This is a genomic window from Porphyromonas gulae, assembly GCF_000765945.1.
Classification (GTDB): domain Bacteria; phylum Bacteroidota; class Bacteroidia; order Bacteroidales; family Porphyromonadaceae; genus Porphyromonas; species Porphyromonas gulae.
Genome location: NZ_JRAT01000012.1, coordinates 409,971 through 425,756, shown reverse-complemented (window position 1 = coordinate 425,756; position 15,786 = coordinate 409,971). Strand labels below are relative to the sequence as shown.

Sequence of the window (15,786 nt, the reverse complement as noted above, 5' to 3'; positions counted from 1 at the left end):
TGCAAGAAGGGCGGTACATTAAAGTAGCCCGGCCGATCAGATGAAGAAAGAAGAATTACGATTGATTTTTATGGGAACGGCCGATTTTGCTGTTCCGCCGCTGCGAGCATTGGTCGAGAATGGATACCAAGTCAAAGCTGTGGTTACTATGCCGGACAAGCCTATGGGCCGAGGGCACAAGGTGAGTCCCAGTGCGGTCAAAATCTGTGCACAGGAATTAGGTTTGCCTATTCTCCAGCCGGTCAATCTGAACGAAGAGACTTTTCTCGATGAACTACGGACTTATCAGCCGCACTTGCAAATCGTAGTGGCTTTCCGTATGCTTCCTCGCTCCGTATGGCAAATGCCATCCATGGGAACAATCAATCTGCACGGCTCCCTCCTTCCCCAATATCGCGGAGCGGCTCCCATTAATTATGCTATACGCCACGGAGAGACCGAAACGGGGGTGACCACTTTTCGGCTCCGGCACGAAATTGATACGGGTGAAGTGCTTCTACAAGAGAAACTCTCGATTGGAGATGAAGAAACTTTCGGCGAATTATACGAGCGCATGGCTACTCTCGGAGCCTCCGTATTGGTACGCACAGTGAGTTTGTTCCTTGATGGGGAACCCATCTCTACGCCGCAAGAACAGCTTCCGGGCTATGCCGATGCTCGACCGGCTCCGAAGATTTTCAAAGACGACTGCCGTATCGATTGGGACAAACCGGCTGAAGAGGTACACAATTTCATCCGCAGCATATCGCCTGCCCCTACAGCTTGGACCAAGCTCCATCGTCCAGGGATGGAGTCCATCGTGCTGAAAATATACCGTACCCAAGTGATAGAACGAGAACCGCGACACAGAGGCCGATTCGGCTCCATCATATGGGACAAGAAAAACCTCGACGTGATGACACGCAAAGGGGTCATACGTATACTCTCGCTCCAAATGCCCGGCAAGAAACAAATGGATGCCGCCTCTTTCCTCAATGGTTTCGCTTTGTCCTCAGATATGTATATAGAATAGGAGAGAGCTTGTCCCAAGGTTTGAACTGCTCATTTTCTGACCTCTTGCATACAATAACAATGTGCGGAGGATATCTCTGCTCAACGTTCAGGGAAGCAGTTGGTCGTAGGCCAAGCCAATCACATGGTTTTTTAACTTTGTAACCGAAAAATAAACGACATCATGAAAGAAAACGAAAAGCCGACAGCTGCTGCCGGAACCGTAACCACCACCGATAAGACAAAGCCTGATTGGCGCAAAATCCTGCCTTATGCTGCGGTCATACTCCTTTTCATAGCCCTCGCTTTGGCCTATTTCTATCCGGCCACATTCGACGGGCGTGTACTGTTCCAGGGCGACGTGGCCGGAGCCAGTGGTACGGCTCAGGATGTGCGCGATTGGGAGACGCAGACAGGAGAACGCTCCTATTGGACCAACAGTCTCTTCGGAGGGATGCCCATGTATCAGATTTCACCAAGCTATCCCTCTACCCATACGCTCCAAACCATACAGGATGTTCTGACCCTGCGCAAACCTTTCTATCTATTGGGCACCTATGCCTGGATGCTTTTTGCCATGATGGGAGGATTCTTCCTTTTTCTTAGATCGCTCCGTATCAGGATATTGCCGGCACTCATAGGCTCCATCGCATGGGCCTTTTCTTCCTACTTCCTGATTCTGATTATGGCCGGACATATATGGAAGCTGACAGCCCTGTGTTTCATCCCTCCCACACTTGCCGGTATGATCTGGATTTACAATAGGAAGTGGTTGGCAGGGGGTAGCGTGATGGCTTTTTTCACAGCCCTGCAAGTCCTGGCCAATCATGTGCAGATGAGCTATTACTTCCTGTTCGTCATGTTTTTCTTGGTGTTGGCATTTCTGGCAGAAGCCATTCGAACAAAACGAATCCGACACTTCCTCCTTTCCTCGGCAGTGGTCGTCATTGCAGGCTTGGTGGGTGTAGCTGTGAATAGCACCAACCTTTTCCACACCTACCAATACGGCAAAGAGACCATGCGTGGAGGTAGCGAACTGACACTCAAGCAGAGTGGAGCACCTACGGATCAAGCGACGCATGAGAATAAAAGCGGGCTGGACAAGGCCTATATCACGCAGTGGAGCTACGGTATAGGCGAGACATGGTCGCTTCTCATTCCTGATGTCAAGGGGGGAGCCTCAGGCTATTTGGGTTATGACGAGAAAGCCATGAACACAGTGAATCCGGCCTATGCTCAGTCGATAGGACGGATGAATCGCTATTGGGGTGACCAGCCTTTCACGGCAGGGCCTGTATACGTAGGAGCTTTCGTTCTCTTTCTCTTTGTCCTGGGTTGTTTTATCGTCAAAGGGCCTGTCAAGTGGGCTTTGCTGGCTGCCACCATCCTGTCTATTCTACTCTCTTGGGGGCACAATATGATGTGGCTGACGAGCTTCTTCATCGACCATTTTCCTCTGTACGATAAGTTTCGCACGGTATCGTCCATCCTTGTCATTGCCGAATTTACGATTCCGGCTTTGGCCGTTATGGCTTTGGTGGAGATAATCAAAGAGGGAAAGCCTCTCCTTAAGCGCGAGCGTACTGCTTGGATTGCAGCTACACTTCTGACCCTTGGGACATCTCTTCTTTTTGCCCTTGTGCCCTCCCTGCTCGGTTTGCTGAGCGGACAGGAGGAAGCTATGTTCCGAGAGGCTGCAGGTCATCCTGAAGCAGCAGCTATCAAGACTGCCCTCGTGGATATTCGCTCCGGCATATTATCGGCCGATGCATGGCGTAGCTTCGGCATATTGGCTGTATGCGGTATCCTGCTGTGGCTCTTTTTCCAAAAGAAACTCAAGGCAACTGCTCTACTGGTATCTTTGGCCGTGATCACGCTTGTCGATCTATGGACGGTGGACAAACGTTACCTGAACGACGAGCATTTTATCGATCGCGAACTCGTCAGCCAACGTGCTGCACCTCTGACAGAGGCAGACAAGCAAATCCTTGCAGACAAGTCGCTCGGGCACCGCGTTCTGAATCTTACCGTGGACACCTACAGTGATGCCACCACGAGTCGCTGGCACCGGAGCATAGGTGGGTACCATGCTGCCAAACTCCAGCGTTATCAGGACTTGATCGAACACCAGCTGAGCAAAGGCAATCCAGAAGTAATCAATATGCTCAACACCAAGTATATCATCGTCTCCGGAGAAAACAACCGGCCTACTCCCATGTTGAATCCGGACGCTTACGGTCCGGCATGGCCGGCCGGCAGTATCCGCTGGGTAGGAAATGCCAATGAGGAGATGATGGCTTTGGACAGCAATCGACTGACGCGTGACGTCGCTGTGGTGGACGAGCGATTCTCTTCCGAATCACTCAAAAGGCTACCGACTCTGACCGACAGCACTGCCTCTATAAGTCTGAAAGAGTACGCCCCGAACAGACAGGTGTACAAAGCTGTGAGTACACAACCCATGCTGGGCGTATTTTCCGAAATATACTATCCTCATGGCTGGACAGCGACTATCGATGGCCAAGCTGCTCCGATCATTCGTGCCAACTACGTACTACGTGCTCTGGAGGTGCCTGCCGGTCGTCATAAAATAGAATTTCGTTTCGACCCGAAGAGCCTGCACATCACAGAAGCTATAGCCAAGACAGCCTTGGCACTGCTCCTGCTGGGGATTGTGTGTGCGATGGCACGCCCCTTCTTCTTGCGCGGAAAGCGTCCGACAGCCTGACATATGAAGACGTTGCTCGATCGAGGAGAGCTTTTATTTCCGAAAAGAAGTGGTTTCTGCTACGTAATAGGAGTATTTGTCCTATTTCTGCTCTATTTCCTCTTTCAGAAAGTCGTATTTCTGCTCGTCTACTCCGGTCAGCTTGCCGGAATAGGCACTTCCGGCGGAGATATTGCGGCCATTTTCCTACACGGGCTTAGGCATGATACAGCCGTAGCAGCTTACCTGACAGTACTCCCCCTATTGTTCGCCGGCATTAATACCATTGCCGGCCGGGGAGAAAAGAAAATCGGGCGAATACTGAGACAAATCCTTAAGCATTATTACACACTCATAAGCTTTTTTGTCGGACTGATCTATACCGTGGATCTGGTACTTTTCGGGTATTGGGGTTTCCGACTCGATGCCACTCCCCTTTTCTACCTCCGCCAGCCACAGGAAGCCATGGCCAGTGCCACAGCACCACAACTCTTGATCGGTCTCTTGGTCACGGTTGTATTCGTTTGCATACCGGCTTTCGTTCTACATCGATTTCATCGCAGGTACTTTCCGACAAAAGTACCTGCACAACTGCATATCGCCGGCATATGGAAACCGATTCTGGGTGGAGGTTTCCTATTCCTCCTGATCAGAGGAGGAGTGGGAGTGGCTACGCTCAATGTCGGATCCGTCTTCCACAGTCCCAAGCAGCTACACAATCAGGCTGCCGTCAATCCTGTTTTCAGTTTTCTATATGCCTGCATGCATAGCGAAGAAGACTATTCGAACTATCAATTCTTGTCAGAAGAAGACTGTAACAAAGCCCTCGAGCAACTTCGTCTATACGGCTGTTCGGACGGAAGCGAAGTAAGAGAATCGGCCTCTGACAGCACAGAGAGGATACTGAGTACAGACAGGCCGAACATCGTACTGATCCTGCTGGAAAGCTTCTCGGCTAATGCCGTGGGATGCCTCGGTGGTAGCCCGGGGCATACACCCTGCATCGATTCGCTGGCACAGAATGGGATCCTCTTTAGCCGAACCTTCGCAAGCAGCTTTCGAACGGACAGAGGCACAGTGGCCACACTCAGCGGCTACCCTTCGCAGCCGAATTCGTCCATCATCAAATACCCCAATAAGGTGCGCAATCTGCCGGGCATAGCTGCTTCATTGCGTGCCGCCGGCTATAGCACCCACCATCTGTACGGAGGAGATGCTGACTTTACAAATGTCCGTAGCTACCTATATGCCACAGGATATGACGAGGTAACCGACGTCAGCAGCTTCCCGATCAAAACGAGGTTGAGCAAATGGGGTACGCCGGATCATATCAGCTTTCCACGCCTATTGGATGATTGTCGGCGATTGGAGAAAGAAAAAAAACCTTACTTCTACAGCTTCCTCACACTTTCCAGCCATGAGCCGTTCGATGTCCCTTCTCTGCATCATCCGGATCCGTATCTCAATAGCGTCTTCTATACGGACAGCTGTTTTGGCGACTATGTCCGCAGCATGCAGCAGTCTCCTGAATGGAAAAATACACTCATCATAGCCGTTTCCGATCATGGCTACCCCTATCCTGCCGACCAAGCTATGCCCGACCAGCCCGGCCGATATGGGATCGTGATGTTGTGGACAGGAGGAGCCATCTTGCGACCGATACGCTTCGAAGCGGTAGTATCGCAGTCCGATCTGCCTGCTACGCTGCTGGCCCAATTAGGGCTTGCTCATGATGAATTCGTATTCTCCAAAGATGTTTTTCGGAGCAGTAGTCCCCATTTCGCTTATTTCTCTTTCCCCGGTTTAGTCGGCTTGGCCACTTCCCAAGGAACTACTATCTACGATTTTGCCGGCGACAAGATTGTCTATGGATACGAAGCCCCTATTGCCGAGCAACGCACCATAGCGGCCAAAGTGATGCTGCAATCGGTGATGAAGGATATGCTATCGCGTTAATAACCATCCCTTTCCATCGTAATCAGATACGAGTTTCACCTCAGGGTATCCGGCTTGGGATAAGCCTCTTATACATGATCGGCTCTATTCGGGCCTCTGCTGACATGATCTCAAGACCGAAGCAACTCCAATCATAGCAGCTTGTGATCAAACCGGCTCGAATCGCCCTCTTATCGAACACTCCGAAAGAGGATATTATCCCCTCTCTATTCTCAAGATGAAATACCTGAAAGACAGACTTGCAAAGGCTGTCTTGATCTCCCGCTAAAGGTTCGTACAAAACGATAGGACACACCTCGTTATATCCGGTTCATTCACGAACTCATTTTTTTCGTGTTTACGCCCCAAAAAATGTGGTTCGAGAAAATTTTCGCTGTGGCGCGAGATTTTTTCACTTCCCGCGCCACAGCGAAAAAAATCTCGCGCCGCTTTTCCGGAAAACACGCGCCACAATCAGAGCATTTTCGGCTCGTATTCTATACCCCTGCCCTCGCCCCCTCTCTCTTTTCAGTGCGGTTTTCTCAAAATTGCTCGGAGCTATGGATGCTATATATCCGATTTCCTCGCAAATAAGCATAAAAAAATATGTGTCGATTACAGCTTTTAGAGTAACTTTAGGCCATTAAATGTATTATAACCTATAACCCATGCGAATAGAACTAACTATCCAGGCAGACGATTCTTTAGTCTCTTTTTCTCACCAACATTTGCTCGTCGGCACTCTTCAAAAATGGCTCGGAGAAAACGATATGCACGGCAAAAGCATCTCCTACTCATTTTCCCGTCTCAATGGGGGCAAACTCGTGTCAGAACTCAACAGTATTCTCTTTACCGATTGGGCCAATATGTTTGTCAGTGCTCATGATCCGGAGCTTATCAGACGCATGCTGACAGGGATCCGCCGAGATCCCGCAATGTTCAAAAGCCTCTGCGTCCGGGAAGTGACCGTTATCGAAGATCCCGACATGACCGATCGCGAAATTTTCTTTCCTGCCAGCCCTATCCTGCTGAAGCGTTGGCGCGAGGACAATGGGTTCGACCATATAGTCTATACGGACGAAGCAGCCAATGCCCTACTGACAGAAAATCTTCGCAAAAAACTTCAGGCGGTAGGAGTCGATGACCCTACTGCCACCGCATCCTTTGTCCCGGATCAGGGGAAAGCCAAGGTGATGCTTATCGATTACCGGGGAGTGAAAAACAAAGCCAGTTGGTGCCCCATCCGCATAATAGGGAATGCCGAGACCAAGCTGTTCGCATGGAATGCAGGCATCGGCAACTCGACCGGCATCGGCTTCGGTGCCATAAAATGAGAGAGCATGGAAGACAAGATATTTTTCGTGGTACACTATACAGGGCCTTTCGGGTATATAAAACCTTGGTCTGCAGTACGCGATGGAGAGACGTATAGCCAACAGTTTCTGACACCATCCATCATAGAGGGTATGGAGAAGAAGCTTTTCCCGGAAATGCTCACAAAGAAAGGTATACACAAGATTGCCCGTCATAAACTCTCATGTATGAGTATGAGTGTGCAACAAGAAAAAACGCAAACTCAGGCATGGGAGGGCAAAGGCAAAGGGAAGGGCCGAACGTACACCCGTCCGCAGTCCATTCTCAAACGCGGCGTGATGCTACACCCGTCTCTTTACCTCGCCTTTACGTCAGAAGAAGATGCTCTGATTGCAGCTCGACAGCATCTTTGTCTATGTCGTAATGAAGACGTTGTACTGCCGGACACAGAGATACTGAAGATGGACGAAGAGACCTTCAATGCCCTACCGGGGTTTGAGCTTCGTTTTGGGAAGGATTATCCGGATGCCTTTATGGTGGGGTTCAACCGATTCGATGAAAATACACCCATGTACGGCAGGATAGAAATCGGAGGAGAAGCCATCCTACAATGACTCAAGCGAACGAGGGATGAGCCGATACGAACACATATTTGCCAAAAGCGATGGTACTCCACTCTTACAACACCTGCAAGATGTAGCCAAAGCGGCCGAAGTCATGGCGCAGCATTGGGGCCTTTCGACGGACTTGGCACACAAGGGCGCACATCTGCATGACATAGGCAAAGCAAGCCCGATCTTTCAAAGCAGATTGAAGGCAGAGGATAATCTTGGCGGTGATGTTTTTCGTCACGAAATCGCTTCTATATTCTTCATTTCCTTACTGCCTGATGAAGTAGATCGCCGGGCTGTCATCGAAATGATAGCTGCCCACCATAAGTCCATCTGCAATGACAGCCGAGAGCTCGGCTTATTGGATCTGGATGAAAATGAGAGTCGATGCTTCAAACTTCATAGTAAAGGATTCGAACAATGGAGCCAAGAAGCTTTGGGCATTCTTCATGAACTCGGATGGGAGACTCATCCCATCACGATGGATGAAGCCAGAAGCAATTACCAAGAGGCGGTAGACTACTGCAGCTCATTGGGGCGTAACTGTTCGCAGTGGAAAGGGCTGTTAATGGCTGCCGATCATTTTGCCTCCGGCTTGGACGGACAGACGGAAGATACACTGAGAAAATTGTTTATCATTCCGGATCTTTCCTATTACAAGAATAGGAGGAGCAAATTATATCCCCTCTCTCTTCTGTCTGCCGATGATGAACGAAAACACACCTTAGTGACAGCCCCTACAGGAGCAGGCAAGACCGATTTCCTACTGCGGCGTTGCCGTGGCAGAGTGTTCTATACACTTCCTTTCCAAGCCTCCATCAATGCCATGTACGACCGTCTGAAAGCCGATCTTCAGGATACGGATGCTCAGATCTATCCGCTACATGCAGCTTCTATTCTAAAATTGAATGGAGGCTACGAGCGAATACTTTCCCGTCACGTGGGTGCCTCGATCAAGGTCTTGACACCTCATCAGATTGCAGCACTGGCCTTCGGACTTAAAGGATATGAAGTCACGGCATTGGATATTCGAGGATGTGATGTGATTTTGGACGAAATACATACCTACCGGAAAGAGACCCAAGCCATGGTACTCAAAATAGTGGAGATACTGGTTGCACTCGGATGCAGGATCCACATTGGGACAGCTACAATGCCCACGGATTTATATACCGGACTGCTCCGACTATTAGGCGGTGAAACTGCCGTGTACGAGGTGAAGCTGCCGAAAGAAGTCCTAAAGGGATTTGACCGGCACACCATTCACAAGGTCGGCTCTATGGAAGCTGTCGGACCGGTCATACAAAAAGCCGTAGAACAGGGTCAGAAAATTCTGATGGTTTGCAATCAGGTCAAAAGAGCTCAGCAGCTATACCAAGAGATCATTGGGAAGTATCCTGACATCCCGACTCTTCTTGTCCATAGCCGTTTCAAAAGGGGGCATCGCGCTCAGTTGGAGCTGGAACTGAAAGAGCGATACAATCAGTGTCAGGGGCCTTGTATCGTGGTTTCCACTCAAGTCGTGGAAGTTAGTTTGGATATCAGCTTCGATTTGATGCTTACCGAATGTGCTCCCATCGATGCTCTTATCCAACGATTTGGCCGCATCAATCGAAAACGTTCTTTGGAAACGATCGGGCAAACGAAGCCTATTTACGTAATATCTCCTCCCGAAAACGAAAAGGAAGCTTTGCCCTATGAGCTTGAAATTCTGCAGCGAAGCTACAGTTCACTTCCCCACAGCGAAGTGCTTCATGAGGCTGATGTACAACAGTTATTGGATGCGGTCTATCCGGAGGTGATGGCTCTCGATATTGATATGCACACCATTTTTCAGGATGGTGAATGGGTTATGAAAGAACTAAAACACAATTCGAAATCAGCCCTATTCAAAATACTGGATATAAACTCGGCCTGCTGCATCATGGAAAGCGATCGGGAAGAGTACGAAAACGGCAACTACATCACTCGAACACCCTTGGAAATTCCTGTTCCACAGAGTATTCGTTTCAAGCAATTAGTCGCTACGAACTGTGGTGCACATCCTTTCGTCATCCCTGACAGAGCATACGATTCGAAATTGGGCTTTGTGGAAGAATTTGCAGATTCGCGATACTACAAAAGTTTTGAGATATTCTAAATAAAAAGACATGGTTACTTCAGTTATAGGAAAGATATTCTTGAAGGCATACAATGAAAGGAACAACACCGATTATGCCCCCAAAGGATTCTTTTTGGATATTTACTATCCTCTTTTCTTCGGACAAGAAAAGTACTTGATGACGGCGGGTAATTCTCCTTTCGAAAACCCCAAAATATCATGGAAAGACATGATCTTAGGCAAAAAGCATTTCGAGACAGCAGAAAGGCGAGCCGAACGTCTGGAGAAGTTCGTTGAAAAAATTGATTCGGGAATAGCCGATGCGAGTATTGCCATTGGTTATCCCTCTATCGACCCTCTATCCACGACATCCGGACAGGTATCTATTCCTCGTAATGAAATAGATGCATCGGAAAGTTATTTGTCATGGATCGGGGCCGGTTTAGGAGTCGGTGTACAAGGAGGAATGACTATTCTTTTCAATAAGCCGGAGCTTCTATTGGACATTTTCGAGGGGTGGAAGGAATACAGACGACACCTTGACAAGACACCGAGCATGCGTGGCAACCAAATCAATACGTGGAATGGACAATGGATAAAAAAACTATATGATTCCAAGGACTGCTCACTCGACTTCTCCGATGTATACAGCACGAAAGACGGTATCATGGAAGTCTCGATTTTGCCGTGGGCACAACTTCTGGTGTCGATAAGCAAACGTTTCGAAGACCCTAAGATGATGGGATACATATACAACATAGGCCAAACAAATACGACTATCGGCTTTATTCCTTTCGTCCTATGGCCTATTCGTAAGGCAAATGAGCTGTTCGATCGATACTTTGGCGCAGATAAATATGAGGGTGCCGTGAAGTTGTTCGGTACGGCCATCGGCTTTGCCAAAGCCTGCAGCGAAGGCTCTGTCGGACTAAAAGCCATGGAGCCGAAAGGGCTGAGCGATTATATGCGAAAAGGAAAGATGCCAGTTTGCAAAGCAGGAAATGAAGAACAAACAATACAATATAATACATATCAAATTTGGTTATTAGCTATGCTCAACAACGAAGAATTATGGGGAAAATCCAAAGAATTTGCCCAAGCATTGCAGCTCTTTGGATCCGGAGGTAAAGCCGGAAGGACCGGTCGCACCAATGCGATCAAACTGCTATTGGAAGCAACGAACAAGAAGGTTTTTATCGAACGATTGACCGCTATTGTAGAAGAATCCGAAGTTGCAAAGAAATTGGAAGAGATGGCATCGATTGTCCATCTTATGCCTTCGGATAATGTTCCTTATTTTCTCACCTTGATACGATTCCATTACGCGGTAATTAACAAACAATAAATCAATAATTTTTTCAAGATATGAAACCATACATTTATCTCAGAGGTCTCAAAAGAGCAGAGCACACCGTGTTTTGCGTACAAGACGGACAAAAAACCTATTACGATGCCCAATACGACCGTTCTTTAGCATATTCGAGCGGACAGCAAGTAAAGCGATCCGTGTTGGAAGCCTTCACCGACTGTCTCAATGTGCAAATGGCTCCCATTACATTCAACTATGAGATTTCCTCAAAAAATGAACTCACACAAAAAGAACCTTGGTCACCATGTGATCCTGAATATGCCGATCAGCTCATCGGCGGTTGGATGCGTGCAGGAGACGGGATCACGAAAAAACGTCGTAGCCCTCTCTCCGTATCGGCTATGCGCCCATTACATCCATTGCTTTGCGGTGTGAGCAAAGAGAATCTGACATTCGATCGCAGTGACAGGCCGGACAATCACCCCGTCAATGTCCGTTGGGCAGGGCAAAGCAATTTACTTTCGGAAGAGGAAATAGAGTCGTTCTTGCATAATACCAAAAGTACTCTGACGCGTCGGCATTGGATCCCGGACAATAAACGAGCCTCCGGTCTCTTCGTCTACGATATTGCGATTGATTTGCGTACACTGTTTTCTGTATCGCTCAATCAGCATGATCCGGAAATAGATCCTGAAACGATAGAGAAGCTGCGAGCAAATGGATGGGTGGAGAGCGAAACTGTTTTTGGCAAATGCTTAGTCCTTCCCAAGGCAGAACGAGATAAGATTATCCCTGCACTGGCACATGCCCTTATTCACTGGCGTATCACATCCAATCAAGCGCGTACATTCAGTTTGATGGAAACTCTTGCTATCGCAATCAGTGACAAAGCCAACGCGCAGGCAGGAGCAATCCGAGCCAAACTCATAGATGACGGTAGCGAGAAACCTAAAGCCAGACCGATCGTGGACGAAAAGGCCGGAGCCGAGCTTTTCATTACTCTTCCCTGCGCAGCGCATGTAGTGGTGGAAAACGAAAGTGCCGATGCCCTCGATGCTGCGGAAAACCGCCTTATTGAGATGATGCAGGCTTTCGATTACGAAAATCAGCTATAACCACATATTGACTCAAGCAGAGATACTCCTTTTCCGTGTCTCTGCTTGGGTTCTCCCAAAGAACAAAAAGTTATACTCTTTATTATGGCTGAATAAAAGAAATAAGGACTTGAGTTTTTATGATTATCACCGGCACGCACTTCAACTATCATCAGGTTTGTAGGAGAAAGCTATGGCTTTTCTCTGCAGGTATTACGATGGAGCATACATCTGATTTAGTGTACGAGGGGAAATTGATCCATGAGACAACGTACCAGCAACGACCGGAGCGATACCAAGAATTGGAGTTGGACGGCATCAAGATAGACTTTTATGACGCAAAAAACAGAGTGGTTCACGAGGTCAAAAAGTCTAACAAAATATCGCCTGCCCACAGACTCCAACTACTCTATTACTTATATGTATTGGAGCGTAATGGGGTATCGGGAGCAACGGGGATATTGGAGTATCCGACTCTACGAAAAAAGGAAGAAGTGATTCTTTCTGACATAGATCGCGAACGGATCAGAGAGATCGAGCAGGAGATCCTACAGATTATCAGTCACGAGGATTGTCCTCCTGTTATCGACTCGGGGATCTGCAAAAAATGTAGCTATTACGAATTCTGTTTCTCGGGAGAAGAGCAATGAAAAAGACATATTATCTATTTAACCCCGGCGAATTGTCCCGAAAAGACAATACCATCCGCTTTGTCCCGATCCAAGAGGGAGAAAACGGACAGGAACAAGCAGGACAAGCTCGCTACATTCCCGTTGAAGGAATTAGCGATTTCTATGTGTTTGGCTCTTTGAGGGCCAATAGCAGCTTATACAATTTCCTTGGGAGCAACGACATCGCAGTCCATTTTTTCGATTATTACGAAAATTACACCGGTTCTTTTATGCCTCGCGACTTCTTGCTATCAGGGAAGATGCTCCTGGCACAGGCTTCGGCGTATAAGAACAAGAAGAAACGATTGTTTTTGGCCAGAAAGTTCATTGAAGGTGCAGCCTTCAATATGCAGAAAAACTTAGCCTACTACAACAATCGGGGAAAAGATATGCAACCGATGATGGAGCTAATCGACAAGTATTCGTCGCGTCTGGAGGAAACGACAACGATAGAGGCTCTTATGGGTATCGAAGGCAATATCCGGCAAGCATACTATGATGCTTTCAACCTTATTATCGATCCTTTCGAAATGGGGGCGCGGAGCAAACAACCCCCTAAAAATGAGGTAAATGCACTCATCTCTTTCGGCAATATGATGTGCTACACCCTGTGCCTGAAGGCAATCCATCAAAGCCAACTGAATCCCACGATCAGCTTCCTGCATACGCCCGGGGAGAGGCGATATTCTCTATGCTTGGATATATCGGAAGTGTTTAAACCCATATTGGTAGATCGCACGATTTTCAAAGTCATGAACAAGCGAATCATACAGGCCAAACACTTCGACAAGCAACTCAATAAATGTGTCCTAAATCCATCGGGAAAGAAGCTTTTCGTACAAGCCTTCGAAGAAAGACTTTCTGAAACGATTCGACATCGCAAGCTCAATCGCTCTGTCAGTTTCAGGCACCTGGTCAAGCTCGAATGCTACAAAATAGCCAAAGACATACTTGGGATCGAAGAGTATCAACCCTTTAAGATGTATTGGTAATGTATATTATTTTAGTGTACGATATCGGGGAAAAGCGCGTTGGCAAAATGCTAAAACTGTGCAGAAAGTATCTGAATTGGATTCAGAACTCTGTGTTCGAGGGAGAAATCTCCGATGTCAAACTCTTAGAACTGAAAAGCAGAGCTGCCAGAATCATGGAAAAAGAGGAAGATAGTCTGATCATATTTTCTTCCAGACAAGAACGTTGGTTGGAAAAAGAAATAATCGGCAAAGAGCGAGCTGCGACAGATATATTCCTATAATACAGCACGATACAGTTCCCTTCATCTATCTTTTGAAGCGTCGATTCGAACAAATTCGTCCAGCCTTTTGTCATGATTAACCCTTGGCGATCTTTGAAATGATTGATAATCAATAAAATATATCAGTCGTCACACCCCTTGGTTTTTCATAGAATCGGACATCGACAACTATAATGTCTGAATATTGGGTTTCGCTTTCTCGTAACCCTCTCACATTCAAACCGAAAAACCTATATTTGTGACGGATTTCAATTGCACCATACAGGAATTAAAACTTATGGATACCTTAAGGAGCTTGAAGAGGGAAAAAATTTCAATTGCACCATACAGGAATTAAAACAAGCTTTCAAGGTTAGCAAACATATTACCATCTTATTTCAATTGCACCATACAGGAATTAAAACATAGATTATTAATTTCTTCATATTCTTCAATTATATATTTCAATTGCACCATACAGGAATTAAAACTGCTTCCGAATGTGGATACCGACCACTTGGAAACGTCATTTCAATTGCACCATACAGGAATTAAAACATGAAAATTCTTTTTCTGTATTTCCGTTTTGTAACTATTTCAATTGCACCATACAGGAATTAAAACGTATGTCCACCTGCCACTTTCCACCCGCCAAATCGGATTTCAATTGCACCATACAGGAATTAAAACACAGGCATGGCGCGCAGGGCGGCTGTCGTTAATTTCTATTTCAATTGCACCATACAGGAATTAAAACAAGCATACAGGTCTACGGGGTTAATACCTATTAAGTATTTCAATTGCACCATACAGGAATTAAAACAGAAGTTGGCTAATATATACAACGAGTTCAAAGACCGATTTCAATTGCACCATACAGGAATTAAAACGCTGAAATTTGTTTTAAACTTTTAAATGCCATAATTATTTCAATTGCACCATACAGGAATTAAAACTTAATGTTTACATTACTAAATAATATAGCATGTTGAAATTTCAATTGCACCATACAGGAATTAAAACAGACAAGAGATAGACAATATATCAATGACATTAGTTATTTCAATTGCACCATACAGGAATTAAAACGGAGCTTTGGACTCTCTGGGAAAAGAGCTAGGAACCATTTCAATTGCACCATACAGGAATTAAAACTAATACTAAACTTGTAAAAGATTTAAGTAGTGTAAATTTCAATTGCACCATACAGGAATTAAAACTACGCAGTCGTCTGCAGACAAGATGGACGCCTCTATATTTCAATTGCACCATACAGGAATTAAAACAGTATAGATCATTACTATATATATCTTCTAAGCTATTTCAATTGCACCATACAGGAATTAAAACTAAAGACTGTTAAAATTTTGTATCTTATAGAAAAATATTTCAATTGCACCATACAGGAATTAAAACTGTGAGCAGAAGTGACAATCTTTGCTATTTACGAATAATTTCAATTGCACCATACAGGAATTAAAACTTAATTATCTCGTTTGCGCGCTGTATCTCCGCATCTAATTTCAATTGCACCATACAGGAATTAAAACTTAAGAGATAATACTACTTTCATTGATATATTGTATTTCAATTGCACCATACAGGAATTAAAACAAAAATTATACATAGATCACCTGGGCAAGCTGTTTACGTATTTCAATTGCACCATACAGGAATTAAAACGTGGAAATGTTTTGCTGCGCGAGTTGCTCGGACAGTATTTCAATTGCACCATACAGGAATTAAAACTCAGCTCTTCGTATGTCATTCCGACACCCTCCGCGTATTTCAATTGCACCATACAGGAATTAAAACATAGA

At 46.3% G+C, this 15,786-nt stretch carries 13 protein-coding genes and 1 CRISPR repeat array (1 of these 14 cut by a window edge); of the genes, 12 read left to right on the top strand and 1 reads right to left on the bottom strand.

Features of this window, described 5'->3' with window-relative positions:
* Positions 1–40: 40 nt before the first annotated feature.
* The 3 genes from fmt to HQ49_RS05310 all read left to right on the top strand — a co-directional run bounded on the left by fmt (position 41) and on the right by HQ49_RS05310 (position 5,653).
* Entirely contained in the window at positions 41–1,012 is a 972-nt protein-coding gene (fmt, locus tag HQ49_RS05320; RefSeq protein ID WP_039418810.1) for a methionyl-tRNA formyltransferase, read from the top strand.
* A 162-nt stretch (positions 1,013–1,174) separates the two neighbouring features.
* A complete protein-coding gene (locus tag HQ49_RS05315; RefSeq protein WP_039418808.1) occupies positions 1,175–3,718 on the top strand; it encodes a glycosyltransferase family protein in 2,544 nt (847 codons plus the stop codon).
* Between the two features lie 3 nt (positions 3,719–3,721).
* Positions 3,722–5,653 carry an LTA synthase family protein gene (locus HQ49_RS05310; protein WP_039418807.1) on the top strand — a complete coding sequence of 644 codons (1,932 nt, stop codon included), beginning with the start codon at positions 3,722–3,724 and terminating at the stop codon, positions 5,651–5,653.
* Positions 5,654–5,967: 314 nt separating this feature from the next.
* Here the strand turns inward: HQ49_RS05310 and HQ49_RS12675 are convergent, their stop codons facing one another.
* Complete coding sequence (locus HQ49_RS12675; RefSeq protein ID WP_394331901.1) at positions 5,968–6,048, bottom strand: hypothetical protein; 81 nt, start codon at positions 6,046–6,048, stop codon at positions 5,968–5,970.
* On the opposite strand from HQ49_RS12675, the gene HQ49_RS10745 reads away from it, so the two are divergent.
* From HQ49_RS10745 to cas2, 9 genes are all read left to right on the top strand, one after another.
* On the top strand, positions 6,029–6,226 hold the full coding sequence (locus HQ49_RS10745) for a DUF1661 domain-containing protein (RefSeq protein ID WP_394331889.1): 198 nt from the start codon (positions 6,029–6,031) through the stop codon (positions 6,224–6,226). The genes HQ49_RS12675 and HQ49_RS10745 overlap by 20 nt on opposite strands.
* Positions 6,227–6,402: 176 nt before the next feature.
* A complete protein-coding gene (cas6, locus tag HQ49_RS05300) occupies positions 6,403–6,966 on the top strand; it encodes a CRISPR-associated endoribonuclease Cas6 (protein ID WP_230623924.1) in 564 nt (187 codons plus the stop codon).
* A gap of 6 nt (positions 6,967–6,972) precedes the next feature.
* Positions 6,973–7,560, top strand: a complete 588-nt coding sequence (locus HQ49_RS05295; protein WP_039418803.1) for a hypothetical protein — start codon at positions 6,973–6,975, stop codon at positions 7,558–7,560.
* Positions 7,561–7,576: 16 nt separating this feature from the next.
* Entirely contained in the window at positions 7,577–9,697 is a 2,121-nt protein-coding gene (locus HQ49_RS05290; RefSeq protein ID WP_039418801.1) for a CRISPR-associated helicase/endonuclease Cas3, read from the top strand.
* Between the two features lie 10 nt (positions 9,698–9,707).
* Complete coding sequence (locus HQ49_RS05285; protein ID WP_039418799.1) at positions 9,708–11,003, top strand: hypothetical protein; 1,296 nt, start codon at positions 9,708–9,710, stop codon at positions 11,001–11,003.
* 20 nt (positions 11,004–11,023) lie between these two features.
* Entirely contained in the window at positions 11,024–12,082 is a 1,059-nt protein-coding gene (locus HQ49_RS05280) for a CRISPR-associated protein Cas7/Cst2/DevR, subtype I-B/TNEAP (RefSeq protein ID WP_039418797.1), read from the top strand.
* Positions 12,083–12,201: 119 nt separating this feature from the next.
* Positions 12,202–12,711 carry a CRISPR-associated protein Cas4 gene (gene cas4 / locus HQ49_RS05275; RefSeq protein ID WP_039418795.1) on the top strand — a complete coding sequence of 170 codons (510 nt, stop codon included), beginning with the start codon at positions 12,202–12,204 and terminating at the stop codon, positions 12,709–12,711.
* On the top strand, positions 12,708–13,724 hold the full coding sequence (cas1b, locus tag HQ49_RS05270) for a type I-B CRISPR-associated endonuclease Cas1b (protein WP_039418794.1): 1,017 nt from the start codon (positions 12,708–12,710) through the stop codon (positions 13,722–13,724). The genes cas4 and cas1b overlap by 4 nt, the downstream gene beginning before the upstream one ends.
* A complete protein-coding gene (gene cas2, locus HQ49_RS05265; protein ID WP_039418793.1) occupies positions 13,724–13,987 on the top strand; it encodes a CRISPR-associated endonuclease Cas2 in 264 nt (87 codons plus the stop codon). The genes cas1b and cas2 overlap by 1 nt, the downstream gene beginning before the upstream one ends.
* A gap of 245 nt (positions 13,988–14,232) precedes the next feature.
* Positions 14,233–15,786: direct repeats of the CRISPR family, unit length 30 nt; unit sequence ATTTCAATTGCACCATACAGGAATTAAAAC; it runs 1,648 nt beyond the window's last position.

Coding starts and splice junctions, on each gene's coding strand:
- HQ49_RS05295 (WP_039418803.1), top strand. CDS start 6,973: ATGGAAGACAAGATATTTTTCGTGGTACACTATACAGGGCCTTTCGGG.
- HQ49_RS05290 (WP_039418801.1), top strand. CDS start 7,577: ATGAGCCGATACGAACACATATTTGCCAAAAGCGATGGTACTCCACTC.
- HQ49_RS05310 (WP_039418807.1), top strand. CDS start 3,722: ATGAAGACGTTGCTCGATCGAGGAGAGCTTTTATTTCCGAAAAGAAGT.
- cas1b (WP_039418794.1), top strand. CDS start 12,708: ATGAAAAAGACATATTATCTATTTAACCCCGGCGAATTGTCCCGAAAA.
- HQ49_RS05285 (WP_039418799.1), top strand. CDS start 9,708: ATGGTTACTTCAGTTATAGGAAAGATATTCTTGAAGGCATACAATGAA.
- cas2 (WP_039418793.1), top strand. CDS start 13,724: ATGTATATTATTTTAGTGTACGATATCGGGGAAAAGCGCGTTGGCAAA.
- HQ49_RS05315 (WP_039418808.1), top strand. CDS start 1,175: ATGAAAGAAAACGAAAAGCCGACAGCTGCTGCCGGAACCGTAACCACC.
- cas4 (WP_039418795.1), top strand. CDS start 12,202: ATGATTATCACCGGCACGCACTTCAACTATCATCAGGTTTGTAGGAGA.
- fmt (WP_039418810.1), top strand. CDS start 41: ATGAAGAAAGAAGAATTACGATTGATTTTTATGGGAACGGCCGATTTT.
- HQ49_RS05280 (WP_039418797.1), top strand. CDS start 11,024: ATGAAACCATACATTTATCTCAGAGGTCTCAAAAGAGCAGAGCACACC.
- cas6 (WP_230623924.1), top strand. CDS start 6,403: ATGCACGGCAAAAGCATCTCCTACTCATTTTCCCGTCTCAATGGGGGC.